This is a genomic window from Thalassospira sp. MCCC 1A03138 (assembly GCF_002115785.1).
Taxonomy (GTDB): domain Bacteria; phylum Pseudomonadota; class Alphaproteobacteria; order Rhodospirillales; family Thalassospiraceae; genus Thalassospira.
This window is the reverse complement of record NZ_JFJY01000001.1, coordinates 992303-1016253: the sequence shown is the minus strand read 5'-3', so window position 1 is coordinate 1016253 and position 23951 is coordinate 992303. Positions and strand designations below refer to the sequence as shown.

The following is a 23951-nucleotide window of genomic DNA, read 5'->3' as shown; positions in this document are numbered from 1 at the left end:
GGGTGGCCGCAAAATTGCTTTTCAAGGGAGATTTTCATGGGATCGAATGCCGAGACGGGCATTGAAAGCCCGGATGGTGCGGCCAATCCGATCGATACCGAATATGAAATCGGACAGGATAACATCACCACACAGATCGGGCCGTTCGGCCTTGATATTCATAACCCGGTATTCCTGATTTCGGGGTTATCGATTGTTGCATTCGTGTTTTTCACACTGGCCTTTCAGGAAAGTGTCGGGCCGATGTTCAATGACCTTCGGGGCTGGCTGACATCGACCTTTGACTGGTTCTTCCTGTCGGTGGCGAATGTTTTTGTTTTGCTGTGTCTGTTTCTGATTGTCTCGCCGCTGGGTAAGGTCCGGCTGGGCGGGCAGGATGCGACACCGGATTATTCCTATAGCGGCTGGTTTGCCATGCTGTTTGCGGCCGGGATGGGCATCGGCCTTATGTTTTATGGCGTGTCCGAGCCGATTTCGCACTTTACCACATCGATGGGCGGTGCGACGGTCGGTGATGGCGGGGCGCGCACGGACTGGGCACCGCTTGGCGGGGCGATGGGCAATGCGGACGCGGCCTTTGACCTTGGCATGGCGGCGACGATTTTCCACTGGGGACTTCATCCGTGGGCGATCTATGCCACGGTTGCGCTGGCCCTGGCGCTGTTTTCGTTTAACAAGGGCCTGCCGCTTACCATGCGGTCGGTGTTTTATCCGATCTTTGGCGAGCGTGTCTGGGGCTGGACCGGGCATGTGATTGATATTCTGGCGGTGTTTGCCACCCTGTTCGGGCTTGCGACGTCGCTTGGTTTCGGTGCGGAGCAGGCCAATGCCGGGCTTGAATTCCTGTTTGGCATTCCGGTTACGGACGGATCGAAGGTTGTCCTGATTATCGCAATTACCGGGGTTGCGCTGATTTCGGTTCTGGCCGGGCTTGATGCCGGGGTCAAACGGCTTTCGGAAATCAATATGGTTCTGGCGGCATTGCTGTTGCTGTTTGTCGTGCTGGTCGGGCCGACCATGGATATCATCAAGGGCTTTTTCACAAGTCTTGTCGCCTATGTCGAATATCTGCCGGCGCTTTCGAACCCGGTCGGGCGTGAGGATACCAATTTCAGCCAGGGCTGGACCTCGTTCTATTGGGCGTGGTGGATTTCCTGGTCGCCGTTTGTCGGCATGTTCATCGCACGCGTGTCGCGTGGCCGGACGGTGCGGGAATTTATTACCTGTGTCCTGATCATTCCGTCGCTGGTGTGTGTGCTGTGGATGACGGCATTTGGCGGCACGGCAGTGCATATGGTCAATGAAGGCGTGCAGGCGATTGCCGATGCGGCGCTTCCGATCAAGCTGTTTAGCATGCTTGAAGCCCTGCCGTTGCATGCGATCACGTCCTTTATCGGGATTGTTCTGGTGATTGTCTTCTTTGTCACCTCGTCCGATTCCGGGTCGCTGGTGATCGATACCATCACCGCGGGCGGCAAGGTTGATGCGCCGGTGCCCCAGCGGGTTTTCTGGTGCACGTTCGAAGGGCTTGTTGCGATTGCGCTGCTGCTGGGCGGGGGGCTTGGCTCCCTGCAGGCGATGGCGGTTTCAACCGGGTTCCCGTTTGCCATCGTGCTTTTGCTGGCGTGTTATTCCATCATTCAGGGGTTGCGCAGCGAGCCGCGATAGGTTGCCGACAGACCAACGCAAAAGGGGCGCAGTGATCTGCGCCCCTTTTTTTACGGGTTCGTGTGATCCCTGTCCTGCCTATGGCTGGATCGGCTCGAACGTCATGATGGATTTGGCGCTGCCATCCACCAGCATCAGGTCGCCGTCCTGTACTTTCCAGCCTTTGACATCTGCCATGGCGGCGATAAAGGCGTCTTCGATCTCCATCGCGTCTTCCATGCACATCATTTTGGTGCTGCCGAGCGGGGAGACATCAAGGGCGGTATCCTTGCGGGTGTAACTGCCGAAATAGCGGTTGCAGCCGGTCGACCCGGCAATTTTTCCGTCATTGGTAAAATTGACGCTGGCCAGGATCGGGGTCATCGGGGTCAGGCTTTTGTCTTTCGCCTCAATTCGCATCAGCTGCCAGTCGCGACCGGCGATGGCCGACCAGTCGGCGGGTGATTTTTCCTCGGCCGGTTTGGTTGTGGCAGCACAACCGGCAAGCCACAGGCTGCTGGCGATGCCAAATGCCGCGAAGGTTAATGAGGTTACTTTGCGCATTCGAAATATCCTGTGTTTGGAATCTGTCCCGGTCTGACTGCCGCGTTTCGGGCAGCGTGAACCGTGGCGGGATACTCATACGACTTTGCGGCGAAATTTTAGCATATTCGAGCGCCGGTTTTATAGTGCTGTCGTAAGGGTTTGGCCGAATGGTTTTGCAGGGTTGCGGTGCACAAGACCTTTGCGTCGGGGCATTCGCGCGGCTAATGTATCCGGGCCCGCCACCATTATCTTCCCGCCACTATCTTAAGGTCACCATCATGAAGCTTGCCCTGTCTGACGCACATGCGCTTGTGTGCAATACCCTGCTGCGCTGCAACGTTGATCCCGACAATGCCGGATCGGTTGCAACCGCCCTGGTCACCGCCGAGGCCGCAGGACAGGGCGGACATGGATTGCGCCGCGTTCCGGCCTATGCCGCGCAGGCCCGTGCCGGCAAGGTTGACGGGCATGCCAAGCCGGTGGCTGATCAGCCGTTTCCGGCCGTTTTGCGGATTGATGCGCAGTTCGGCTTTGCCTATCCGGCGCTTGATCTGATGATCGAACGATTGCCGGATATTGCGCGCAGTCAGGGGATTGCGGTTGCGGCAATCCATAAATCGCACCATGCCGGCGTGATGGGACTTACGGTGGAAAAGCTGGCGGAGGCGGGACTGGCGGCGATGATGTTTGCCAATGCCCCGGCGGCAATGGCGCCGTGGGGTGGTCGCCGCCCGATGTTTGGCACCAACCCGATTGCCTTTGCCACCCCGATTGGTGATGGCGATCCGATCGTGATTGATCTGGCACTATCGAAGGTCGCACGCGGCAAGATCATGGCGGCCAAGCAGAAGGGCGTTCCGATCCCCGATGACTGGGCATTGGATGTTGACGGCAATCCGACGACGGATGCGGTCAGGGCGCTTGAGGGGACGATGGTTCCGGCGGGTGGGGTCAAGGGTGCGGCCCTTGCCATGATGGTCGAAATGCTGGCCGCCGGATTGACCGGCGCGCAGTTCGGGCATCAGTCATCGTCGCTGTTTGATGACAAGGGTGCGCCACCGGCATTGGGTCAGATGGTGATTGCCATTGATCCGGTTGCGGTTGGCGGGGCGGGGATCATTGATCATTTGCGCTATATTGCAGATGAAATCGCGCTGGAGGAAACCGTGCGGTTGCCGGGGCGGCGCGGGCAGAATGCGCGCCGGGATGCGGAAATTCAGGGGCTTGATATCGAAGATGATGTGATTGCCGCGATTGAGGCGATCAAGTAAATCGATCCGCGATCAGGCGCAATACAAGGCCCCGGCAGTTTCTTTCTGTCGGGGTTTTTCGTTTTTGGGCCCGTTCATATCCATATTTGTGAACGCGGTCACAAGTAATAATTGAATTATTACATTGTTATTTCTTGGTGGGCCGGTTTTTTATTTGGTGGATATCTTGATGTATAGACAAGTTTGATTGTTGTCGGTGAAATGAAGGCGTCGTAATCATCGAACTGTAACATCACCGTCACCATAGAGTCGCGGATTGTGCGTAGCTTCTTGACCAGCGAAACACAAGCAGGCGGACTTTAATGCTGGTCGTAGACATATCCGGACTGAATAAGAGCTTCTCGCGCGATAAGCGGGCATTGAACAATGTCAGTTTACAGGTTCGCGAGGGCGAGATGGTCGCGCTGATCGGTGCGTCCGGTTCGGGCAAATCCACCCTGATCCGTCATATTGCCGGTTTGCTGCGCGGGGATCGCGATGGCGGCAAGATCGAGGTATTTGGTGAAGTCATCCAGCAGAACGGTCGTATTGCCCGGGGTGCGCGCAAGGTGCGTGCCGATATCGGCGTTGTGTTTCAGCAATTCAATCTGGTCAGCCGCCTGACGGTTCTGACCAATGTTCTGACCGGGATGCTGGGCCGTGTGCCTGCGTGGCGCGGGTCGTTATGCCTGTTTACCAAGGCTGAGCGCATGCGGGCGATGACCGCGTTAAAACGTGTCGGTATCGATAGCCATGCGACAAAGAAGGCCCGCAATCTTTCGGGTGGGCAGCAGCAGCGTGCAGCGATTGCACGCACGATTACGCAGGGTGCGCGTCTTATCCTGGCCGACGAGCCGATTGCATCCCTTGACCCGGCGTCATCGCGCAAGGTGATGAATACGCTGGATCGGGTGAACCGCGAAGACAATGTCACCGTGATCGTATCGCTGCATCAGGTCGATTATGCCCGTGATTATTGCGCACGCACCATTGCGATGCGCGATGGCGCGGTCGTGTTTGACGGGCCATCCACCGAACTGACGCCGGAGTTCCTGCGCGAACTTTACGGCGAATATTCTTCCGAGCTTTTCGCGTCTGCCCCGGATGACGTTCCGGCAAAGAGCAGGGTCGCGGAGAAGGATCTGGCTTTCGTTTCAAGCTAGATCAGGACGATTTCTCTCTGCCTTACATCTCTTTTTATTTCACCTCTACCAACCAACCTGACGGGGGACTTCCCATGATCCGTAAAACAATTGCATCCGCAGCCCTTGCTGCCAGCATGCTGGCTTCGGGCTTTGCCCATGCCGATGTCGAATTCAAGCCGCTTGAAAAAGACCCGGAAACCATCGTGTTCGGCTTTATCTCGACTGAATCCAGTTCGAACCTGAAAGCCCAGTGGCAGCCGTTGATCGAGGATATGGAAGAAGCCCTTGGCAAGGATGTCGAAGCGTTCTTCGCGCCGGATTATGCCGGCATCATCGAAGGCATGCGTTTTGGCAAGGTTCACGTTGGCTGGTTCGGTAACAAGTCGGCCATGGAAGCCGTTGACCGTGCGGGCGGCGAAGTTTTCGTCCAGACGTCCAAAAGCGACGGCACGAACGGCTATTATTCCCACATCATCACCCAGGCCGATAACGACAAGCTCAACACGCTTGCCGACATGCTGAAATGCGATGGTTCGCTTAATTTCGGTATCGGTGATCCGAACTCGACCTCGGGCTTCCTGGTTCCGACCTATTACGTCTTTGCGCAGAACGGCGTTGATCCGAAGAACTGCTTCAAGACCGTTCGCAATGCCAACCATGAAACCAACCTGATGGCGACCGCCAATCATCAGGTTGACGTTGCGGCCAACAATTCCGAACAGCTTGCCCGCACCCAGATGGTCAAGCCGGAAATCACCGACAAGGTCAAGGTTATCTGGACCTCGCCGCTGATCCCGTCTGATCCGATGGTTTATCGCAAGGATATGTCGCGCGAACTGAAATCCGAAATCAAGGCGTTCTTCCTTGGTTACGGTCGTCTGGGCGATGTTGAAGAAGCCAACAAGGTTCTTGGCGGCATTCAGGATGGCATGGGCAAGTTCATGGAAAGCAGCAATGCGCAGCTTTACCCGATCCGTCAGCTTGAACTGTATAAAGACAAGCTGAAAATCGAGAACACCGCCGAACTGTCTGCCGACGAGAAAGCAAAACGCGTTTCTGAAATCGACAAGCAGCTCGCAGAACTCGATATCCTGGTTTCTTACGAGTAACCGGCATCCGAACGGGGAGCCCGATATCAGGGCTCCCCGTTTGTTTTTATTTCCCGGGAAAAGAACATGAACAGCAGCCTTTCGACATCTGCCGTAACCGCCGCAGAACTTCCGCCGCGCGATCTGAAACGTTCAGGCGCAAGTTTCCTTCTTTGGGCGTTCATTCTGGCCATTCTGGCCCTGTCCTGGGAGGGGGCCGACATGCGGCCCATGGCCCTGATTGAAAACAGTGGCAACATGGTCGATTTCGCGGACGGGTTTTTCCCGCCGGATTTCCTGATGTGGAAAACCTATGTCAGCGAAATGTGGATCACCATCCAGATTGCGATCTGGGGCACGGCGCTTGCGATTGTCTGTTCGATCCCGTTTGGCATTCTGTGTTCTGAAAATATTGTGCCGTTCTGGGTTTACCAGCCGGTGCGCCGCCTGATGGATTCCTTCCGCGCGATCAATGAAATGGTTTTTGCCATGCTGTTCGTTGTTGCGGTTGGTCTTGGTCCGTTTGCCGGTGTGCTTGCGCTTTGGATCCATACCACCGGCGTTCTGGCAAAGCTGTTTTCAGAAGCCGTCGAAGCGATTGATCCCGAACCGGTCGAAGGCATCCGGGCCACCGGTGCCAACGGGTTGCAGGAGGTCATCTTTGGGGTGATCCCGCAGGTTCTTCCGCTTTGGATTTCCTATTCGCTGTACCGGTTTGAAAGCAACGTGCGGTCGGCAACCGTTCTTGGCATTGTCGGTGCGGGTGGCATTGGCATGGTTTTGTGGGAATATATCCGCGCATTTTATTACGCGGAAACCGCCGCGGTCATGATCATCATCATCCTGTCAGTTAGTCTGCTTGATGTGATTTCGCAGCGTCTTCGCAAACTGGTGACCTGATCCATGACGTTCAAGATTACGCAGGCGAAACCGGCAATGAAACAATTGTCGGAGGCCCCGACGATTGATCAGAGTGCGGTCGTTGTTGATTGCGAGTTTGGTGTCTGGACCGAAATTGGCGCGCGCACCAGCATTCGCGAAAGCGTGATGGGTGATTATTCCTATGTCGTCAATGACAGCGAGATCATCTATTCCGATATCGGTAAATTCGTAAATATCGCGGCCCATACAAGGATCAATCCGGGGCAGCATCCGATGGACCGGGCATCGATGCATCATTTCCAGTACCGGTCGAGTGCCTATGAGCTTGGCGATGATGATCCGGCGTTTTTTGACTGGCGCCGCGAAAAGCGGGTGAAGCTTGATCATGATGTCTGGATCGGGCATGGCGCGATTGTTCAGGGCGGGGTTACCATCGGGATCGGGTCGGTTGTCGGTTCGGGTGCGGTGGTGACCAAGGATGTGCCGCCCTACACCATCGTCACGGGTATTCCGGCCACCCCGCTTCGCCCGCGATTTGATGCGGAAATTGTCGATGCGCTGCTTCGTATTTGCTGGTGGGACTGGGATCATGCAACATTGGCAGAACGGCTTGACGATTTTCGGCGTCTGCCGGTACGGGATTTCTGTCTGAAATACGATCTGCGATAAATCGAAAGCCAGTTCGAGGCCACATGACCGACTATCAGCGTTATGCTGTTTATTATGCACCGAAAGCCGACAGTGATCTGGCGGCTTTCGGCAATGCCTGGCTGGGGCGTGATCCCGAAACCGGACGGGAAATGGATCGCCCGGCTGCCATCGGCCTTGCCGATGGTGAGGTCGCGGCCATAACCGTTTCCCCGTCGCGATACGGGTTTCATGGCACCCTGAAACCGCCCTTCGCCTTAAAGGATGGCCAGACGCGCGTGCAGCTTGAACGTGCGATTGCCGACTATTGTGCGACGGTGCCTTCGGTGACGTGTGGCCCGCTTTTGCTGAAATCGATTGGCAGTTTTATTGCCCTGATCCCGACTGCGCCAACCGATCAGCTTGGTGCGCTGGCGTCTGGTCTTGTGCGCGGGCTTGACGGTTTTCGGCAGCCCGAAGACGAAGCCGCGATGAATAAACGCCGTGCATCTGGGTTAAGTGATCGACAGGAAGAATATCTGGTCAGATGGGGTTATCCCTATGTGATGGAAGAATTCCGTTTTCACCTGACCCTGACAGACAAGCTTGACCCGGACCGGATGATGCGGGTGCGTGATGCGGTGGCCCCGATTGTTGCACCGTTGTGCCAATCGCCGTTTGTGGTATCGGAGGTTTGCCTGTTTGGGGATCCGGGGGCGGGACGGCCGTTTGATTTGTTGGGGCGCTTTGCGCTTGGATGACGGGTGATTGCGCCGTGGGAATTAAAAAAATGCTGCAGTGTTTTGCTGCAGCATTTTTGTTTCAGACTACCCGGTTTCCGGGCGCTTTATCCGTGTGCGCCGGGCGGTGGAAAATGGCATCAATGAAGCGGCCAATACCGGTTTCAAGGTCATTGTCATTTTCAACTGCGATCACGTTGGGACCATCGACCTGATAGGCCGAGGCGCGCCGCAGGCGTTGTTCGATATCGTCGGAACTTTCGCGGCCACGGGCCACAAGGCGTTGGCGAAGGGCATCTTCGTGCGCCCGGATGCTGATGACCCGGACGTGATCGGAACCCAGAAGATTGCGGGCATCGTCAATCACGCTGCGTGATGCGTTGACGACAACGATTTTGCCGCTGGAGACGTCGTTTTGGACATGATTGGGAATGCCGTAACAAAGATTGTGCGCCCGCCAGCTCAGCAGGAAGGCACCCTGCTTTGCCATGGATGCAAAATCCTCGGCGCGGACCGGAATATGGATTTCGCCAACCGATCCGGCCGGACGGGTAATACAGCGACGGGGAAACAGGATGGTTTCATCGTCATGCAAACGCGCCCGTGCCGCATCCAATAGGGTATCCTTGCCAACCCCGCTGGGGCCGACGACAAGAATCAGTAATCCATTTTCCGAAGCGCCATGAGGGGTGTCATGGCGCGTGGTCATGACACGCGGCTTCCCAGACGCCAGACACCGCGCACAATCGGATGGTGCGGTGAATGATGCACACGGATCAGATCGCCGCGTTTGCCAACCGCAATCTCGCCCCGGTCATCAAGGCCGACCTGTCTGGCCGGGGTCAGGGTCGCGGTGCGCACCGCACGAGGAAGATCATAGGCGTCGAAATCATCAAACAGCTTCATGACACCGTGCAGCAGGCTGTGCGGGACATAGTCGCTTGAAATAATGTCGAGATAGCCGTGCTTTGCCAGATCGCCCGCGGCGACATTGCCGCTGTGCGAGCCGCCGCGTACAAGGTTTGGCCCGCCCATCATCACGCCAAGCCCGCCTTCGTGCGATGCCTTGGCAGCCGCCAGTGTCGTCGGGAATTCGGCCACGGTCATTTTATCGGCGACGGCTTCGGCGACATGTTCCTCGGTTGCGTCATCGTGGCTTGCCAGCGCCAGATTCTTTTGGTGGGCAAGTTCGACGACGTGACGGCGGTGTTTGACGGAATAAAGTTCGGAATCGCGTTTGCGGCTGGCGACGAACTTGCGCATTTCCTCGTCCGAAAGGCCGTATTTGCCCTGATAATAGGTGTAATAGGCATCCAGGCTGACGAATTGGCGTTGGCCCGGCGTGTGATCCATTACGGAAAGCATCCGCACCAGCGGGATATCCACCAGTTTGGCCAAGGCATCCACCATGCCCGGATAGGACGTTTCGCAGCGCAGATGCAGTTTGTGATCGGCACGCAGAAGGTTGTTTTCCTGTGCATGGCCAAGGGCCTCCACCGATTCAACCAGCCGGACTATGCGTTCGGAGCCTTCATTGACATCGCCGATGGAGACCGCATCAAACACCGTCGTGATGCCGGCACTGGCGACCTGATTGTCGTGCGCAATCACGGCGGCGGTGGCGGGCCAGCGGGTTTTGGGGCGCGGGGTCAGGTGCTTTTCGAGATTGTCGGTATGCAGTTCGACCAGTCCGGGCATCAGGTAATCGCCGACCATGTCTTCGGCACCGGGCAGATTGGACGGGCGGTCCGAGATGTCGGTGATCAGTCCGTCCCTGATCTGAACGGCACCCTCGATGACATCATTGGCGAGGACAATTTTGGCATTGGTAAAAATCTGTTCAGTCATTGGCCCCAACTTTAAACGAAGTCACATCAAATGATCCCGTGCAGACCGCATCGCGGGTCTCGTGATCATGGAAAATACCGGCAATGGCAGCGCCGCGTGCCTTGGCTTCTTCAATCAATGCCAGAACCGTGGCACGATTTTGGGTGTCAAGCGATGCGGTCGGTTCATCAAGCAGCATGATCGGATAATCGGCGATAAAACCGCGCGCGATATTCACGCGCTGCTGTTCGCCCCCGGAAAAGGTCAGGGGTGAAAGTTGCCACAGACGTTCGGGGATGCGCAAGCGGGTCAAAAGGTCGCGGGCCTTTTCCATCGCCGTTTCACGCGCCGTGCCCAGCGCGATCAGCGGTTCGGCAACAATTTCCAGTGTTGGTACACGCGGAATGACGCGCAGGAACTGGCTGACATAGCCCATGGTGCGTTTGCGCATATCAAGGATGGCATGCGGGCTTGCGGTGGTGATATCAAGCCAGTCACCATCGTGAAGCACGCTGATCGAGCCGCTTGAACAGGTGTAATTGGCATAGAGCATGCGCATGAAGGTACTTTTCCCCGATCCGGATTCACCGGTCAGCGCAATGCATTCACCGGCATTGAGGCGGAATTCCACCCCTTCGAATACCGGGATCGTGACGCTGCCCTGAGTATGGAGGGTAAAGCCCTTGGCGACCTTTTTGGCGTGAAGCATTTCAGACATTTCAATCGCCCTAATTTTGCAGGATGGAAGAAACAAGCAGCTGGGTATAGGCGTGCTGCGGATCGTCCAGCACCTGATCGGTCAGGCCGCTTTCGATCACTTCGCCGCGCTGCATGACCATCAGGCGATGCGACAGCAGGCGGGCGACCGCCAGATCGTGGGTGACGATGATCACCGCCAGATTAAGGTCGTGAACCAGCCCGCGCAGCAGATCGAGCAGGCGGGCCTGAACCGAGACGTCCAGACCACCCGTGGGTTCGTCCATGAAAACGAGACGCGGGCTGGTTACGAGGTTGCGGGCGATCTGCAGGCGTTGCTGCATGCCACCCGAAAAGGTTGAGGGCAGATCATCAAGGCGTTCGGTGGCAATTTCGACCTTACCAAGCCAGTTTTCGGCGGCATTCCGGATGTTGCCGTAATGACGATCACCGACGGCCATCAGCCGTTCGCCGATATTGGCCCCGGCACTGACATTCATGCGTAATCCATCGCGGGCATTCTGGTGGACAAACGCCCAGTCGGTGCGCATCAGCAATCGACGTTGCGCTTCGGACATCTGATAGACATCGCGGATGCCATCAATGCGGGTATGGTATTCAACCGTGCCCTTGGTCGGTTCCTGCTGGGCGGAAATGCTGCGCAGCAAAGTTGATTTTCCGGACCCGGATTCACCAACGATGCCAAGCACTTCGCCGGGGCGGAGCTCGAAGCTGACATTGCGGCAACCGACCCGGTCGCCATACATCATGGTCAGGTCGGAAACGCGCAGAAGCGGTTCATTTGAACGGGTCATTATTCTGCGGCCTTTCCGTTGCTGTGGCTGGTGCCAAGGGGCTGATCATGATGTTGCGGGCCACGATGGCCAGCGTCCTGCCGTTCGCTGCAATAATCGGTGTCCGAGCAGACGAACATCCGGTTGCCCTTGTCATCGAGGATGACTTCGTCAAGGTAGCTGTCGGTTGCGCCGCACATGCCGCATTCGTCCTTCCAGCTTTGCACCTCGAACGGGTGATCTTCGAAATCGAGGCTTTTGACCTTTGTGTAAGGCGGCAGGGCATAGATGCGCTTTTCACGGCCGGCGCCGAAAAGCTGCAGGGCGGCCATCATGTCCATTTTCGGATTGTCGAATTTCGGTGTCGGCGACGGATCCATGACATAGCGATCATTAACCATCACCGGATAGGCGTAAGTGGTGGCGATATGGCCGTGACGCGAAATATCTTCATAAAGCTTCACATGCATCAGGCCGTATTCCTCAAGCGCGTGCATCTTGCGCGTTTCGGTTTCGCGCGGTTCGAGGAAGCGAAGCGGTTCGGGGATCGGCACCTGATAGACAAGGATCTGGTCTTCGCGCAGTTCCTTTTCGGGAATGCGGTGGCGGGTCTGGATGATCGATGCTTTGGCGGTTTTTTCTGTGGTGGCCACATTGGCGGTCTTGGCAAAGAACTGCCGGATCGAAACGGCATTGGTGGTGTCGTCCGCGCCCTGATCAATGACCTTAAGCGTATCGTCCGGGCCGATGACGGCGGCCGTGACCTGCACCCCGCCGGTACCCCAGCCATAGGGCATCGGCATTTCGCGACCGGCAAACGGCACCTGATATCCGGGGATGGCAACGGCCTTTAGCAGCGCACGCCGGATCATGCGTTTGGTTTGTTCGTCAAGATAGGCAAAATTATAGGCCGAAGATGCTTGCGCCGGATTATTTACGGTCTGTTCCATATTGGTTACTCCGCGGCTTCGGGTTGTGATCTGGCGTTTTTGGCATCGGCTGCATCCGCCTTTGCCAGACGTTCCAGCACTTCGGCACGCATGCGCCGGACAAGTTCAAGTTCGCCCTGGAAATCGACATAGTGCGGCAGCTTGATATGTTCGACAAAGCCGGTTGCCTGCACATTGTCGCTATGTTCCATGACGAATTCCTCGTCCTGGGCCGGGCCCATGACCTGTTCGCCCATTTCGCGTGCGCGCATGGCGCGATCCACCAAGGCCATCGAAATCGACTTGCGTTCGTTCTGGCCGAAGACAAGCCCGTAGCCACGGGTGAATTGCGGCAGTTTGGTTTTGGAGCCCTTGAACTTGTTGACGGTTTCGCATTCGGTCAGTTCGATATCGCCGATATCAATGGCAAAGCCGAGTTCTTCGGGTTCGATTTCGACCGCGACGCTGCCATAGCGGATTTCACCGACAAAGGCGTGGCTGTTGGCGTAGCCGCGCTGGGTGGAATAACCGAGTGCCAGAACAAAACCCTCGTCCCCGCGGGCGAGGTTTTGCAGGCGAAGATCGCGATCCGCCGGGAATTTGACGGCTTCGCGCGTCAGATCGGCGACCGGGGCGTCATCATTGGTCGGGTTCGGTTCGTCCTGTATCAGGCCCTCGTAATTCAGAAGGTCATCCAGAACGCGCGGCATGGTTTCATCCACCGGATGATCAGCGGTGTGGGCGGTTGCCGGTTCCTCGCCATTGGCCATCAGGGTGAAATCAAGCAGGCGGTGGGTGTAATCAAATGTCGGGCCGAGAATCTGCCCGCCCGGCAAATCCTTGAAGGTTGCCGAAATGCGGCGTGCGATATCCATTTCGGCGGTTTTGACCGGCTTGGAAAAGGCAAAACGCGGCAATGTGGTGCGATAGGCGCGCATCAGAAAGATCGCCTCGATCAGGTCGCCACGACCCTGCTTGATGGCAAGGGCGGCCAGGTCGCGGTCATAAAGCGATCCTTCGGCCATGACGCGGGTGACCGAAAGCGACAATTGCTGTTCGATCTGGCTGGTTTCGATTTCGGCAACGTCCCTGTCGCCGCGGCGTTTTTCGGCCAGAAGCCGGTGGGCATTGTTGATGGCGCGTTCGCCACCTTTGACGGCTACATACATTTTATCTGATCTCGATCCGGGTGGTGCGCGGAAGGGCGGCGATTTTGTGATCCGCGGCAAAGATGACATCGACACCGCAGGGGAACAGATGATGGTTTTCCGCGCGCCATGCGTGGAAGGCGGCGGGCAGGCCGGGCACGGAAAGGCTCTGGCTGTCCTTGATGCCGGGGCCTTGCAGGATCATGTCGGCCTTGTTCGATATGTCTTCGACCTGAAGGATCAGAGTTGCTGACTGATCGGGATATTCTGCATTGCCGATGGGCAGTTTCTTGATGAAGGCGAGATCGCCATCAAGGCGGGCAACGGCAAAATCGGCGGTGGATGGTGTTTCGGTGATCGGGCTGCCGCAATGGAATTTCAGATGGGCATTGGCAGCATTTGATGCGCAATCGGGGGAGAGCCAGATTGTCGTATCCATATCGGCCATGGCCAGCAGGAACGCGGTTGCGGATTTGTTCAGCCCGGCCGGTGCCGGGACATCAAGCGGCAGATCGTAAATGCGGCCGGGATGCGCCATGGCATCCAGAAGGGTGCGGAAAACGGCATTGGAATCAAAGGCAGCATTTTCAAAACCGCGCAGCAGGTCGGCTGTCCGGGGTTGCGGGATCATTCGTCTTCTCCTCGGACAAGGGTAAAGAAATCGACTTTGGTGGCGGCGACCTTGCGGGCGTTTTCGCGTTTTGCTTCTGCCTGACGGTTGGCCAACGTTTCGATGAAATCGGACGCGGCGTCGTCGCGTTGCATGATCGCATCAAACAGGGCGGCATATTGCGCCTGTATCCGGTCGCGCCCCTTGACATAGGCATGACCGACCGTGCCATCAGACAGGGTGATCGCACAGCGTGTGACGGTCATTTCGCCAAGGTTGAAGCGTTGCCCGGCCCCACCGGCGCGGCCACGTACCATGACCATGCCGATTTGCGGTTCGCGCAGGTGGCTCCATTGCACATCGGCAAAATGGTTCTGCCATTCCTGTTCCAGAATTGCGTGGTCTGTGCGTGCCAGTACCGCCATCCAGCGTTGGCGGGCCTGTGTGGCGGGATTGATGTTTGATCCCTGGTCTGATCCGGATTGCGGGGCGGGTTGCGCCGTCATCTGTATGATCCTTCTATGCGGGTATCGACAAATTCAAAATTTGTCTAGACGTCTATACATATTCACGTTATAAGACGATTACGCGCGCTTGGCAAAGGTCTTGCGGTGAAAGTTTTGTGAATGGGGATTTCGATGGATTGGGAAGCCGGGCTATCTATCTGGAAGCAAATCGAAAAACAGCTTCTTGCCGATATTGCCAGCGGGGTCTTTGCCCCCGGTGACAAAATGCCGACCGAGATGGAACTGGTCCGCCGATTCGGCGTGAATCGGCATACGGTGCGACGCGCGATGTCGGCCCTTGTCGATGCCAATGTCGTGCGTGTCGAACAGGGGCGGGGGGCGTTTGTCCAGGAACAGATCCTCGATTATCCGCTTGGTGCCAAAACGCGGTTTTCCCAGATCGTGTCGGGGCGTCATCGTTTGCCCGACAAACGATTGATTTCATCTGAAATCCTGAAAGCCAGTGCGACCATCGCCCAGTTTCTCGATGTCAAACCGGGGACACGGGTTGTCGAACTGTTTTCCGTGTCCGAGGCGGATGGCATTCCGCTGGCGGTCGCGACAAGCTACCTTCCGGTTGCCCGGTTCGAGGGGATTGTCGAGATATTTACCCAGACAAAATCCCTGACCGAAGCTTTCAAGCATTTCGGGATTGATGATTACAGTCGCAAAACCACGCGCATCAGCGCCCAACTGCCATCATCACGGGTGGCCAGCCTGCTGAAACAGGCCAAGAACCGGCCGGTGATATCTACAGAAAGTGTCGATGTCGATGCGGCAGCCGTGCCCATCGAGTACGGGATCACCGCCTTTTCAAGCGACCGGGTTCAGTTGATTGTCGAGTAGCAGACAGGTTCAGTATTCCCGCCCCGGGCGGGCCTTGTAAACCGGGAAGCTCAGTTTGAAGCGTATGGCGCTGGCGCGCAGGGCGAAGGAGCACAGGAAGGCGATCAGGGCGACCGGGGCACGCGGAAGCGACAGGATATCGGTACCGATCACATAGATTGATGCGCCGAGAAGCGCGCAGGTGATGTAAATTTCCGGTCGCAGGATCAGCGGGATTTCGTTACACACCACATCACGGACCATGCCGCCAAATGTGGCTGTGATGGTGCCAAGGATGATCGCGACCAGCGGCGATACGCCAAGGTTAAGGCCGATGGCAGCCCCCGTCACGCCAAACATCGCAAGCCCAAGTGCATCAAGCCAGATCAGCGCGACATAACGCCGTTCAACCAGATGGGCGGTGAAATAGGTGAAGACGGCACTGCCGATACAGGTAATGACCCATGCCGGGTCCCTGATCCAGAAAACCGGCGTGGCGCCGGTGATCACGTCGCGCACCGTCCCGCCGCCGATGCCGGTAAAGGTCGCGATCAAAACGAAGCCGACAATATCCATCTGGCGTCGCGATGCTTCCAGCGCGCCGGTCACGGCAAAAACGGCAACACCGGTCAGTTCGAGCCAATAAATAATCTGGGTAATTGTCATAATGTCGCTTCAACACCGTTTCAGATATTCAGTCTTATCGGATCGATCTGACTTGCCGGATGGCATAGAATTTCAGTATCACCGATTTTTCAGTATGTTTGGTGCCATCATGCCAAACGTAAGATGGCTTTGGAAAATGTTTTCCCCGTCCGTCTTAAAAAGCCGTGAGCGCGGTCTTATATGCAGCACACGATAAGCCGCATGTATTAAAAATGACGGCATATAAATCGGGCAATCGCAAATAAGGCTGCCCGTAGGGAAGTGAGAGGATTGACTGTGAAAAGCTTTTCGCGGGTGGGTATCCGTATCCAGATCGCGCTGGCCACTGCGGTGCTTGTTGCGGCACTGGCCGGCATCATGAGCTATGTCGTTGGTCAAAGGTCGGCCGACGTTCTGACAAGGCAGATCGGCACTGGTGTCGCCGATGTTGCCCTGCAAATGGCAGACGAGCTTGATCGCACGATGTGGATCCATCGCGGTGAAGTCGCGGTTCTCAGTACCTTGCGCGCGATCCGAAACCTGAATGACATTGATCAGGCCAGCGAACTGATCAACCGGTTGCAGCATGAATTGCCGATTTTCACATGGATCGGCGTGCTGGATGCGGATGGCACCGTTGTTGCCGCTACGGGGGATATTCTGGTCGGCAAGGACATTTCGGCACGGCCGGTTTTTGAGTTTGGCCGCAAGGAGATGTTCATTGGCGATGTCCATGACGCCAAACTGCTGGCCGAGAAATTCCCGAGCCCGACCGGCGAGCCGATCCAGTTTGTTGATATCGCCGTTCCGTTGAAAAATGATGCCGGGGAATTCAATGGGGTTCTGGCAACGCATCTGAGCTGGGAATGGGCGAATACGGTAAGGCGCAATCTGTTCGCAGGCCAGGGTTTGCATCGGAGCGTTGATATCTTTGTCATCAGTGCCAATGGCACGATCCTGCTGGCGCCAGATTTTGAAAGAGCGGGTCACAAGCTTGATCTTGATCTGAAAAGTGCAAACGACACGCCGAATGCGGGCTGGCAGATCGCCCGCTGGCCCGATGGCAATGACTATCTTACGGGGGCGGCACCGGCCGATGGCCACCTTGACTATGCCGGGCTTGGCTGGACTGTGCTTGTGCGCCAGCCGGTAACCTCGGCGTTGGTGCCGGTCAACGATTTGCGTTCCGATATTCTGGCGCTGGGTCTTGGTCTTGCGGTGCTGTTTAGCATCATTGCCTGGTGGGGGGCTGGTTTCATCGTCGGCCCGCTGGTCAGGATAGCGAATGCCGCGGGGGAGCTCAAACGTGGCGAGATCGAAAACCTGCCGCAGGTTTCCGGGGCGCGCGAAATCAACACGCTGTCAAACAGCCTGAACAGTCTTGTCGCGAAGCTGACCGAAAAGGACAACGCCCTTGGCGAGATGAAGCATATTGCGCATCATGATCCGTTGACCGGGCTTGGCAACCGTCTGGCACTGGATGTTTATTTCGAACATGCCCTAGGACAGGCAAAGCGCCAGCACAGTCAGCTTGGCGTTCTTGTTCTTGATCTGGATGATTTCAAACCGGTCAATGACCGGCTGGGACATGCGGCGGGGGACGAGGTGCTGTGCGAAGTTGCCCGTCGGCTGCGTCGCTGTGTGCGCGGTGGGGATCTGGTTGCCCGCACGGGCGGGGACGAGATGGTCATTGTTTCGCATCTTGGCGAAAACGGTGTGACCGAAATACGTGCATTGGCCGAAAGAATCCTTAATGACATTCTGATGCCGTTCATTACCGGCGGAAACCGAATATCGATCAATATCAGCATCGGTATTGCCGTTTATCCCGATCATGACACCCGCCCGGAGAAGCTTCTGGAGCAGGCTGATCAGGCGCTTTATGTGGCCAAAAGCAAGGGCAAGCATCGTTATGTGATTTATGGTGAGGAAAACCGCGCGCAGAATTCCGGCTCACGCGCCTGAAATCGGGCCAGATATGACCATCCAATGGCTTGACTTGGTGGTGATTGCTAAGCATTAAGCAATCCATGACCATTTCATCAGAAACCGAACTTGAACATCTGCGCCGTATCGGACGCATCTGTGCGCGTGCGCGCGACGTGATGGGGGCCGCCGCCGTTGCCGGAATGACCACGGCCGAACTTGATGCCATTGGCCGCAAGGTCCTTGAAGATGCCGGGGCGGTTTCCGCACCCGAAAGCGAATATGATTTCCCCGGTGCGACCTGCATCAGTGTGAATGAAGAAGTCGCACACGGCATTCCGGGGGACCGGGTTCTGGCGGATGGCGACCTTGTGAATATCGATGTTTCCGCGTCGCTGGATGGCTATTTTTCCGATACGGGTGCCAGCTTTATCGTTGGTACCCCGCGCCCTGAAATCGTGAAGCTGTGCGATGACGGCAAGAAGGCAATGTGGGCCGGGATCAAGGTTGTGCGTGACAAGGCACCGATCCGTGAAATCGGTCTTCGGATCGAAAACTTTGCCCAAAAGGGCGGTTACAGCCTGATTAAAAATCTGGCCAGTCACGGGATCGGCAAATCATTGCACGAAGCACCGGAAACCATCCCGACATGGGATGATCCGCGCGAGCGCCGGACGCTTAAAAAAGGTCAGGTCATTACGATCGAGCCGTTCCTGTCGCGGGGGGCGAACTGGGCACTTGACGGGGATGATGGCTGGACGCTGTATGCCGATACCGGTGCACCGACCGTACAGTACGAACATACGCTGGTGGTGACCCAGAATGGCTATGAAATCATGACATTGGCCGGATAAACCCACCTGTTCATATTGGCAGTCTGCGCGATACGAAAAAGGCCGCCCGGAACATGCCGAGCGGCCTTTTTAGCGCGATATTGATGGCGGTTATGCGCCGTATTTTGCCTTGGCTTCGCGGCGACGCGCGTGCAGGACCGGCTCGGTATAGCCGTTTGGCTGTTCGCGGCCCTTGAACACCAGATCACAGGCGGCGGCAAAGGCAACACTGTCATAAAAGTTCGGTGCCATGTTGCGATATTCCGGGTCGCCTTCGTTCTGTTTGTCGACGACGGCCGCCATGCGTTTCATGGTTTCCATCACCTGATCCTTGGTGCAAAGCCCGTGATGGAGCCAGTTGGCGATATGCTGGCTGGAAATGCGCAATGTGGCGCGGTCTTCCATCAGGCCGACATCATTGATATCGGGCACCTTGGAACAGCCAACCCCGGCATCGATCCAGCGGACCACATAGCCAAGAATGCCTTGGGCGTTGTTATCAAGTTCTTCCTGGATTTCGCTTGGCATCGGGTTGATGTCGCCAAGACGCGGGATCGAGAGGATATCATCGAGGCTGGCGCGTTCGCGTTTGCCGACTTCGTCCTGTACGGCACGGACATCGACCTGATGGTAATGCATGGCGTGCAGGGTCGCGGCGGTTGGGGATGGAACCCATGCGCAGTTGGCCCCGGCTTTGGGATGGCCGATTTTGGCGGTCATCATTTCCGCCATGCGATCAGGTTTGGCCCACATGCCCTTGCCAATCTGGGCGATGCCCTTCATGCCGCATTCAAGGCCGACATCGACATTCCAGTTTTCATAGGCCGAAATCCAGTACTGGTCTTTCATCGCTTCCTTGCGAACGACCGGGCCTGCTTCCATGCTGGTGTGGATTTCATCACCGGTGCGGTCAAGGAACCCGGTATTGATGAAAACAACACGGTCCTGCGCGGCACGAATGCATTCCTTGAGGTTCACTGTCGTGCGGCGTTCCTCGTCCATGATGCCGACCTTAAGGGTGTTTTCCGGCAGGCCGATTTCGCGTTCGACGAAGGCAAACAGATCATTGGTCAGCGCGACTTCTTCGGGGCCGTGCATTTTCGGCTTTACGATATAGACACTGCCATGACGCGAGTTTGAGACACTGCTGTTGCCATCAATGTCTTGCTTGGCGATCAGGCTGGTGAACATCGCATCAAGGAAACCTTCGGGGACTTCGTTGCCGTTGGCATCAAGGACCGCGTCGCTTGTCATCAGATGGCCGACATTGCGCACCAGCATCAGGCTGCGACCGGGCAGAACAACATCATTGCCGTCAAAGCCCTGATAGGAACGATCCGGGTTGAGGCGGCGGGTAACGGTTTTGCCACCCTTTTCAAAGCTTTCTTCCAGCGTGCCTTTCATCAGGCCAAGCCAGTTGCGATAGACAACGACCTTGTCTTCGGCATCGACGGCGGCAACCGAATCCTCGCAATCCTGAATGGTGGTCAGGGCGGATTCCATGATCACATCGCACACACCGGCTGCGTGGGTTTTGCCAATCGGGTGCGTGGGATCAATCCGGATTTCCAGATGCAGACCATGATTGCGCAGCAAGACTTCTGAAAGCGCGCCGTCCTTTTCATTGTAGCCGATGAACTGCGATGGCTGTGCCAGCGATGTTTCGCTGCCGTCTGACAGGGTTACCGCCAAAGTCCACCAGCCCGAGCCGTCTTCGCGGACTTCGTATTTGGTGGCGTCAGCATGTTTACCATTTGCCAGCGGCACCGCCTGATCAAGGAACTTTGCCGCATAGGCAACGACAGCCGCGCCGCGCTTGGGATTAAAGCCAGCGGTCTTTTCCTTGCCATCGGCATCGTCGATGACATCGGTGCCATAGAGTGCGTCATAAAGGCTGCCCCAGCGGGCATTGGCCGCGTTGAGCGCGTAGCGCGCATTCATCACCGGCACGACGAGCTGCGGACCTGCGACGCGGGCGATTTCCGGGTCGACATTGGTGGTCGAGATATAGAAATCGTCGCCTTCGGGCAGAAGGTAGCCGATTTCCTTGAGGAATTCTTTGTAGGCCAGCGGGTCGCGTGCCTGATCCTGCCGAGACAGGTGCCATTCGTCGATCTTGGCCTGCAACTCGTCGCGCTTGGCCAGCAGCGAACGGTTCCGGGGGCCAAGCTCGTTCACGAGCTTTTCGAACGATGCCCAGAACTGATCGGAGGAGACACCGGTGCCCGGGGTGATTTCGTTGGCAACCAGATCATGCAGAACGGTTGCAATCTTAAGGCCGCCTTTGGTGATACGTTGGGTCATGTTTCCTCTCGACAGGCTTGAAGTCTTCTGCGCGGCCCGATGTGACCGATGCATGTCTTTGTCACAACATATGGGCTGGAAGCGGGCAGGGTCCACAGCCGGTTTCACTTTCGTGGGATGTTTTCCGTATTGTGGAAACGATGCCGAAAGCTTCCGAATGGTCGGTGCCGCTTTATGCCGTTACATATTGCCCAGACGCGCCGTATTAAGGTTTGTCTTTGCCCTGATCGGGGGCAGAAGCCGTTTGATCCGCTGTTTCATCCGTTGCGGGATGGCCGATATCGCCCAGCCGGTCGGCGGCATGTGACGCGCTGCCGTCTTCTTCCTCGACGATGTCATCGGTGATGGGCGACATTTCAAGTGCCATGGGCGTGGTACGCGGCACGGCAACAAACTGACCCTGTTCTTCGATCGTGATGCGGCGACCGAAACCGGCACGATAGATGGCAAAGCTTGCCACCAGCACGCCGACAATCGCAAATAGAACCGGCATCCCCCAAGGGCCAAAATGACCAATGGCAAGCGATCCGATGATCGGCCCGGTGGCAGCAGACCCACCATAAATGATCAATAGACCGCCGGATGCGGAAACGATCTGATCGGGTTCGAGATAGTCGTTCACATAGGCGACCGACAGGCCGTAAACCGGCATGATGAAGATGCCGATGATAGCGCCCCAGACAATCAGATTTCCGCGAACGACTTCCGGTGCGACCAGCGGGAAGAACCCGCAGATTGCAAGCCCGATCAGAACGGCGATCATCACATACTGGCGGGGAACCATGTCCGACAGGCGGCCAATCGGCCACTGCATGATCATGCCGCCCAGAATGACGAAGGCCATGAAAGTGGCGACGTCATTTGTTGCCAGACCAAGATCGGAGGCAAAGATCGGGCCGACACCATAAATCGCGCCGGAAAGAACGCCACTACCAGCGGCGGCGACAAAGCCGAGCGGCGAAATGGCGTATAGCTGACGGAATTTCATGCGCGCGCCACTGACCGCGGCGGGCGGGGGCTGCCGGGTGAGTGCAATCGGCACCAGAGACAGCGACAAAAGGACAGATGCCACGGTAAACAGTTCGAAACTGCCAATCGGTGACACGTTCAGCAACAGTTGTCCGATGGCAAGACCCGCCAGAGATACGGTCATGTAAGCGGCAATCATGCCGCCGCGTGATGTATTGTCGACCTGTTCGTTCAGCCAGCTTTCAATCACCAGATACAGGGCTGAAATGCACAGGCCCGTCATGGCGCGGAACAGCGACCATGTGATCGGATCAACAAACACGGCATGCAAAAGCGTAATTGCCGATCCGGTCGATGCCAGTGCGGCAAAGGTCCGGATATGCCCCACACGGTTGACAAGCCCGGCCCCCCAGATGATCCCGCCGATAAACCCGGCATAATAGGATGCCATGATGATACCGGTATAGATCGGTGCAAAGCCTTCGGACGAGGCGCGCAAAGCCAGCAATGAGGATTGCAGCGAAGCCCCGGTATTGAGCGTGAAGGCTGCAAACAATGTCGCAGACAATGCGATGATCAGTGCGACCGGCGAACGCGGCATCGGATCCTCTGGTGGTAATGGCGCTTGCAGGTGTTACCCTGCGCGATGGTCGGGAACCCTGTCAATCTTTACAAGGCGCTGATCTGAAAGGTCTTGTCGATCCTGTCGGGTGTGTGATGGATCGAACGTTACGGCACATACGATGTTCCGCAGAATTTCACGGATTGCATTAAAGCCGAAGCCCTGCCGCGAACAGTACCGGTTTTGCGCAACTGCCATGTGAAAATGGGGTAAACTTGCACCGGTGAAGGTCACCTTTGACGAATAACCGGCTTGACCTTCGCCCCTTTGATGCGCTCTATGACTTGCAATTGGATACAATTTGCCAAAATCGGCCCGCTTCGGGGCGGGTTTTTGCGTTGATCGCCACTATTGGCCCGATCCGTACCCAAGTTCGGTATTTGCAAACCGACCGGTGCCCGGGTTCTGCAAGGGGAGGAAACCTTGAACATTCTTCGTACAATCGGCGCAATCGCGACCGGTATTGTTGCCCTGTCGGCCGTAAGTGCCGCCCAGGCAGAAACCCGCGTTACTTTCAAATCGGCCAAGGCCGCGTCGTCCTATTATCAGATGGCGGCCCAGTTTGCCGAGGCAATCAAGACCGGTACGGACGGCGAGATCATCGTCACGGTCGAGGAAAGCCAGGGATCGGTTCAGAACGTGATGGAAGCATCGGTTCGCCCGGGCAATTACGTTTTCACAAGCCCGCCGGCACTTGTTGGCCTTGCACAGGCAGGCAAGGGTGCCTTTGAAGGACGTCCGACCGAAAAATTCAACGAGGTCCGGGCCCTGTTCCCGATTCCGTCGCTTACCATGCATTTCGTGATGCGTGCAGATGCCGGTGTGACCGACTTTGCCGGACTTGAAGGCAAGACCATCCTTCTGGGTAAAGGATCGTTCGGGGCGACCGAGGGTGAAAAGTACCTTGAGCTGTTTGGCCTGACTGACAAGGTTAAACTGTCCGAAGCGGAACTTTCGAACGCCGTGGCCGCGCTTAAAAACGGTCAGATTGACGGTTTTGTCACGGCCGGTTCCTGGCCCGCGCCGAACGTGATCGAGGCCGCGGCAGGCACGGATGTCAATATCCTGTCGCTTTCCGATGAGCAGCTTGCGATGACCAAGCGCGATCTGACGGTGATCCCGGCCGGGACCTATAACGGGCAGAAAGATGATATCCGCACGTCTTCCCTGTCGGTGGTTGCCTATGCCACGACCCAGATGGATGATGAAACCGCCTATCAGCTGACCAAGACCTATTGGGATCAGAAATCCGCCATGAGCTCGAACGCGTCATGGTGGAAGGGTGTGACCCAGGAGATGCTTGCCAATATCAAGGGTAAAATCCACCCCGGCGCACTTCGTTATTACGCCGAGGCCGGTTTCCCGGTGCGCGACGATCAGAATTGATCGCCG

23 protein-coding genes are annotated in these 23951 nt (G+C 56.7%); 11 read left to right on the top strand and 12 right to left on the bottom strand.

Translation table 11 applies throughout. The annotated features are described in order from the left end of the window. Positions 1-36: 36 nt before the first annotated feature. Entirely contained in the window at positions 37-1668 is a 1632-nt protein-coding gene (locus tag TH468_RS04745; RefSeq protein WP_062959395.1) for a BCCT family transporter, read from the top strand. Between the two features lie 78 nt (positions 1669-1746). Here TH468_RS04745 and TH468_RS04740 read toward each other — a convergent pair whose 3' ends face one another. After that, positions 1747-2211, bottom strand: a complete 465-nt coding sequence (locus tag TH468_RS04740; RefSeq protein ID WP_062953153.1) for an META domain-containing protein — start codon at positions 2209-2211, stop codon at positions 1747-1749. A gap of 260 nt (positions 2212-2471) precedes the next feature. Between TH468_RS04740 and TH468_RS04735 the strand changes: the two genes are divergently transcribed. The 6 genes from TH468_RS04735 (at position 2472) to TH468_RS04710 (ending at position 7946) form a co-directional block, all read left to right on the top strand. Beyond that, positions 2472-3464, top strand: a complete 993-nt coding sequence (locus TH468_RS04735; protein ID WP_085642381.1) for an Ldh family oxidoreductase — start codon at positions 2472-2474, stop codon at positions 3462-3464. 302 nt (positions 3465-3766) lie between these two features. Continuing rightward, a complete protein-coding gene (phnC, locus tag TH468_RS04730; RefSeq protein ID WP_062953154.1) occupies positions 3767-4606 on the top strand; it encodes a phosphonate ABC transporter ATP-binding protein in 840 nt (279 codons plus the stop codon). 74 nt (positions 4607-4680) lie between these two features. Then, positions 4681-5697 carry a phosphonate ABC transporter substrate-binding protein gene (gene phnD / locus TH468_RS04725; RefSeq protein ID WP_085642380.1) on the top strand — a complete coding sequence of 339 codons (1017 nt, stop codon included), beginning with the start codon at positions 4681-4683 and terminating at the stop codon, positions 5695-5697. A 66-nt stretch (positions 5698-5763) separates the two neighbouring features. Beyond that, a complete protein-coding gene (gene phnE, locus TH468_RS04720) occupies positions 5764-6576 on the top strand; it encodes a phosphonate ABC transporter, permease protein PhnE (RefSeq protein ID WP_062953156.1) in 813 nt (270 codons plus the stop codon). Between the two features lie 3 nt (positions 6577-6579). Then, entirely contained in the window at positions 6580-7227 is a 648-nt protein-coding gene (locus TH468_RS04715) for a chloramphenicol acetyltransferase (RefSeq protein WP_062953157.1), read from the top strand. A gap of 23 nt (positions 7228-7250) precedes the next feature. Beyond that, on the top strand, positions 7251-7946 hold the full coding sequence (locus TH468_RS04710; RefSeq protein WP_085642379.1) for a DUF1045 domain-containing protein: 696 nt from the start codon (positions 7251-7253) through the stop codon (positions 7944-7946). A gap of 61 nt (positions 7947-8007) precedes the next feature. Here the strand turns inward: TH468_RS04710 and phnN are convergent, their stop codons facing one another. From phnN to phnG, 8 genes are read right to left on the bottom strand one after another with little or no spacing between them, the layout of a single operon-like run. Next, positions 8008-8634 carry a phosphonate metabolism protein/1,5-bisphosphokinase (PRPP-forming) PhnN gene (gene phnN, locus TH468_RS04705; RefSeq protein WP_085642378.1) on the bottom strand — a complete coding sequence of 209 codons (627 nt, stop codon included), beginning with the start codon at positions 8632-8634 and terminating at the stop codon, positions 8008-8010. Further along, positions 8631-9773 carry an alpha-D-ribose 1-methylphosphonate 5-triphosphate diphosphatase gene (locus TH468_RS04700; protein ID WP_085642377.1) on the bottom strand — a complete coding sequence of 381 codons (1143 nt, stop codon included), beginning with the start codon at positions 9771-9773 and terminating at the stop codon, positions 8631-8633. The genes phnN and TH468_RS04700 overlap by 4 nt, the downstream gene beginning before the upstream one ends. Next, positions 9766-10470 (bottom strand): phosphonate C-P lyase system protein PhnL, encoded by a 705-nt coding sequence (phnL, locus tag TH468_RS04695; protein ID WP_085642376.1) that lies wholly within the window; start codon positions 10468-10470, stop codon positions 9766-9768. Before phnL ends, TH468_RS04700 begins: the two co-directional genes overlap by 8 nt. 10 nt (positions 10471-10480) lie before the next feature. Continuing rightward, positions 10481-11263 carry a phosphonate C-P lyase system protein PhnK gene (gene phnK / locus TH468_RS04690; protein WP_085642375.1) on the bottom strand — a complete coding sequence of 261 codons (783 nt, stop codon included), beginning with the start codon at positions 11261-11263 and terminating at the stop codon, positions 10481-10483. Beyond that, entirely contained in the window at positions 11263-12192 is a 930-nt protein-coding gene (locus TH468_RS04685; protein ID WP_085642374.1) for an alpha-D-ribose 1-methylphosphonate 5-phosphate C-P-lyase PhnJ, read from the bottom strand. Before TH468_RS04685 ends, phnK begins: the two co-directional genes overlap by 1 nt. Before the next feature lie 5 nt (positions 12193-12197). Continuing rightward, on the bottom strand, positions 12198-13340 hold the full coding sequence (locus TH468_RS04680) for a carbon-phosphorus lyase complex subunit PhnI (RefSeq protein WP_062959388.1): 1143 nt from the start codon (positions 13338-13340) through the stop codon (positions 12198-12200). Between the two features lies 1 nt (position 13341). Beyond that, positions 13342-13950 (bottom strand): phosphonate C-P lyase system protein PhnH, encoded by a 609-nt coding sequence (phnH, locus tag TH468_RS04675; RefSeq protein WP_085642373.1) that lies wholly within the window; start codon positions 13948-13950, stop codon positions 13342-13344. Continuing rightward, positions 13947-14435, bottom strand: coding sequence for a phosphonate C-P lyase system protein PhnG (gene phnG / locus TH468_RS04670; protein WP_085642372.1), 489 nt, complete (start codon positions 14433-14435; stop codon positions 13947-13949). Before phnG ends, phnH begins: the two co-directional genes overlap by 4 nt. Before the next feature lie 132 nt (positions 14436-14567). On the opposite strand from phnG, the gene phnF reads away from it, so the two are divergent. Beyond that, on the top strand, positions 14568-15281 hold the full coding sequence (gene phnF / locus TH468_RS04665; RefSeq protein WP_246832208.1) for a phosphonate metabolism transcriptional regulator PhnF: 714 nt from the start codon (positions 14568-14570) through the stop codon (positions 15279-15281). Positions 15282-15290: 9 nt separating this feature from the next. Here phnF and TH468_RS04660 read toward each other — a convergent pair whose 3' ends face one another. Beyond that, positions 15291-15926, bottom strand: coding sequence for a trimeric intracellular cation channel family protein (locus TH468_RS04660; protein WP_062953168.1), 636 nt, complete (start codon positions 15924-15926; stop codon positions 15291-15293). A 276-nt stretch (positions 15927-16202) separates the two neighbouring features. Between TH468_RS04660 and TH468_RS04655 the strand changes: the two genes are divergently transcribed. Beyond that, positions 16203-17870 carry a GGDEF domain-containing protein gene (locus TH468_RS04655; protein WP_085642370.1) on the top strand — a complete coding sequence of 556 codons (1668 nt, stop codon included), beginning with the start codon at positions 16203-16205 and terminating at the stop codon, positions 17868-17870. Positions 17871-17935: 65 nt separating this feature from the next. After that, positions 17936-18685: a type I methionyl aminopeptidase gene (gene map, locus TH468_RS04650; protein WP_085642369.1), complete on the top strand. Its 750-nt coding sequence runs from the start codon at positions 17936-17938 to the stop codon at positions 18683-18685. Between the two features lie 90 nt (positions 18686-18775). On the opposite strand, the gene TH468_RS04645 is transcribed toward map, so the two are convergent. Further along, positions 18776-20968: a malate synthase G gene (locus tag TH468_RS04645; RefSeq protein ID WP_085642368.1), complete on the bottom strand. Its 2193-nt coding sequence runs from the start codon at positions 20966-20968 to the stop codon at positions 18776-18778. A gap of 205 nt (positions 20969-21173) precedes the next feature. Continuing rightward, entirely contained in the window at positions 21174-22538 is a 1365-nt protein-coding gene (locus tag TH468_RS04640) for an MFS transporter (RefSeq protein ID WP_085642367.1), read from the bottom strand. Between the two features lie 444 nt (positions 22539-22982). Here TH468_RS04640 and TH468_RS04635 point away from each other — a divergent pair, with 444 nt between their 5' ends. Further along, positions 22983-23945 (top strand): TAXI family TRAP transporter solute-binding subunit, encoded by a 963-nt coding sequence (locus TH468_RS04635; RefSeq protein WP_085642474.1) that lies wholly within the window; start codon positions 22983-22985, stop codon positions 23943-23945. Positions 23946-23951 lie beyond the last annotated feature (6 nt).

What these genes read in the sequence shown, in the direction of transcription:
- TH468_RS04745 (WP_062959395.1), top strand. Translation starts at nt 37, where the DNA reads ATGGGATCGAATGCCGAGACGGGCATTGAAAGCCCGGATGGTGCGGCC.
- phnE (WP_062953156.1), top strand. Translation starts at nt 5,764, where the DNA reads ATGAACAGCAGCCTTTCGACATCTGCCGTAACCGCCGCAGAACTTCCG.
- TH468_RS04660 (WP_062953168.1), bottom strand. Translation starts at nt 15,926, where the DNA reads ATGACAATTACCCAGATTATTTATTGGCTCGAACTGACCGGTGTTGCC.
- phnH (WP_085642373.1), bottom strand. Translation starts at nt 13,950, where the DNA reads ATGATCCCGCAACCCCGGACAGCCGACCTGCTGCGCGGTTTTGAAAAT.
- phnL (WP_085642376.1), bottom strand. Translation starts at nt 10,470, where the DNA reads ATGTCTGAAATGCTTCACGCCAAAAAGGTCGCCAAGGGCTTTACCCTC.
- phnF (WP_246832208.1), top strand. Translation starts at nt 14,568, where the DNA reads ATGGATTGGGAAGCCGGGCTATCTATCTGGAAGCAAATCGAAAAACAG.
- TH468_RS04645 (WP_085642368.1), bottom strand. Translation starts at nt 20,968, where the DNA reads ATGACCCAACGTATCACCAAAGGCGGCCTTAAGATTGCAACCGTTCTG.
- TH468_RS04735 (WP_085642381.1), top strand. Translation starts at nt 2,472, where the DNA reads ATGAAGCTTGCCCTGTCTGACGCACATGCGCTTGTGTGCAATACCCTG.
- TH468_RS04700 (WP_085642377.1), bottom strand. Translation starts at nt 9,773, where the DNA reads ATGACTGAACAGATTTTTACCAATGCCAAAATTGTCCTCGCCAATGAT.
- TH468_RS04740 (WP_062953153.1), bottom strand. Translation starts at nt 2,211, where the DNA reads ATGCGCAAAGTAACCTCATTAACCTTCGCGGCATTTGGCATCGCCAGC.
- phnK (WP_085642375.1), bottom strand. Translation starts at nt 11,263, where the DNA reads ATGACCCGTTCAAATGAACCGCTTCTGCGCGTTTCCGACCTGACCATG.
- phnG (WP_085642372.1), bottom strand. Translation starts at nt 14,435, where the DNA reads ATGACGGCGCAACCCGCCCCGCAATCCGGATCAGACCAGGGATCAAAC.
- phnN (WP_085642378.1), bottom strand. Translation starts at nt 8,634, where the DNA reads ATGACCACGCGCCATGACACCCCTCATGGCGCTTCGGAAAATGGATTA.
- TH468_RS04640 (WP_085642367.1), bottom strand. Translation starts at nt 22,538, where the DNA reads ATGCCGCGTTCGCCGGTCGCACTGATCATCGCATTGTCTGCGACATTG.
- TH468_RS04685 (WP_085642374.1), bottom strand. Translation starts at nt 12,192, where the DNA reads ATGGAACAGACCGTAAATAATCCGGCGCAAGCATCTTCGGCCTATAAT.
- map (WP_085642369.1), top strand. Translation starts at nt 17,936, where the DNA reads ATGACCATTTCATCAGAAACCGAACTTGAACATCTGCGCCGTATCGGA.
- phnC (WP_062953154.1), top strand. Translation starts at nt 3,767, where the DNA reads ATGCTGGTCGTAGACATATCCGGACTGAATAAGAGCTTCTCGCGCGAT.
- phnD (WP_085642380.1), top strand. Translation starts at nt 4,681, where the DNA reads ATGATCCGTAAAACAATTGCATCCGCAGCCCTTGCTGCCAGCATGCTG.
- TH468_RS04710 (WP_085642379.1), top strand. Translation starts at nt 7,251, where the DNA reads ATGACCGACTATCAGCGTTATGCTGTTTATTATGCACCGAAAGCCGAC.
- TH468_RS04680 (WP_062959388.1), bottom strand. Translation starts at nt 13,340, where the DNA reads ATGTATGTAGCCGTCAAAGGTGGCGAACGCGCCATCAACAATGCCCAC.
- TH468_RS04715 (WP_062953157.1), top strand. Translation starts at nt 6,580, where the DNA reads ATGACGTTCAAGATTACGCAGGCGAAACCGGCAATGAAACAATTGTCG.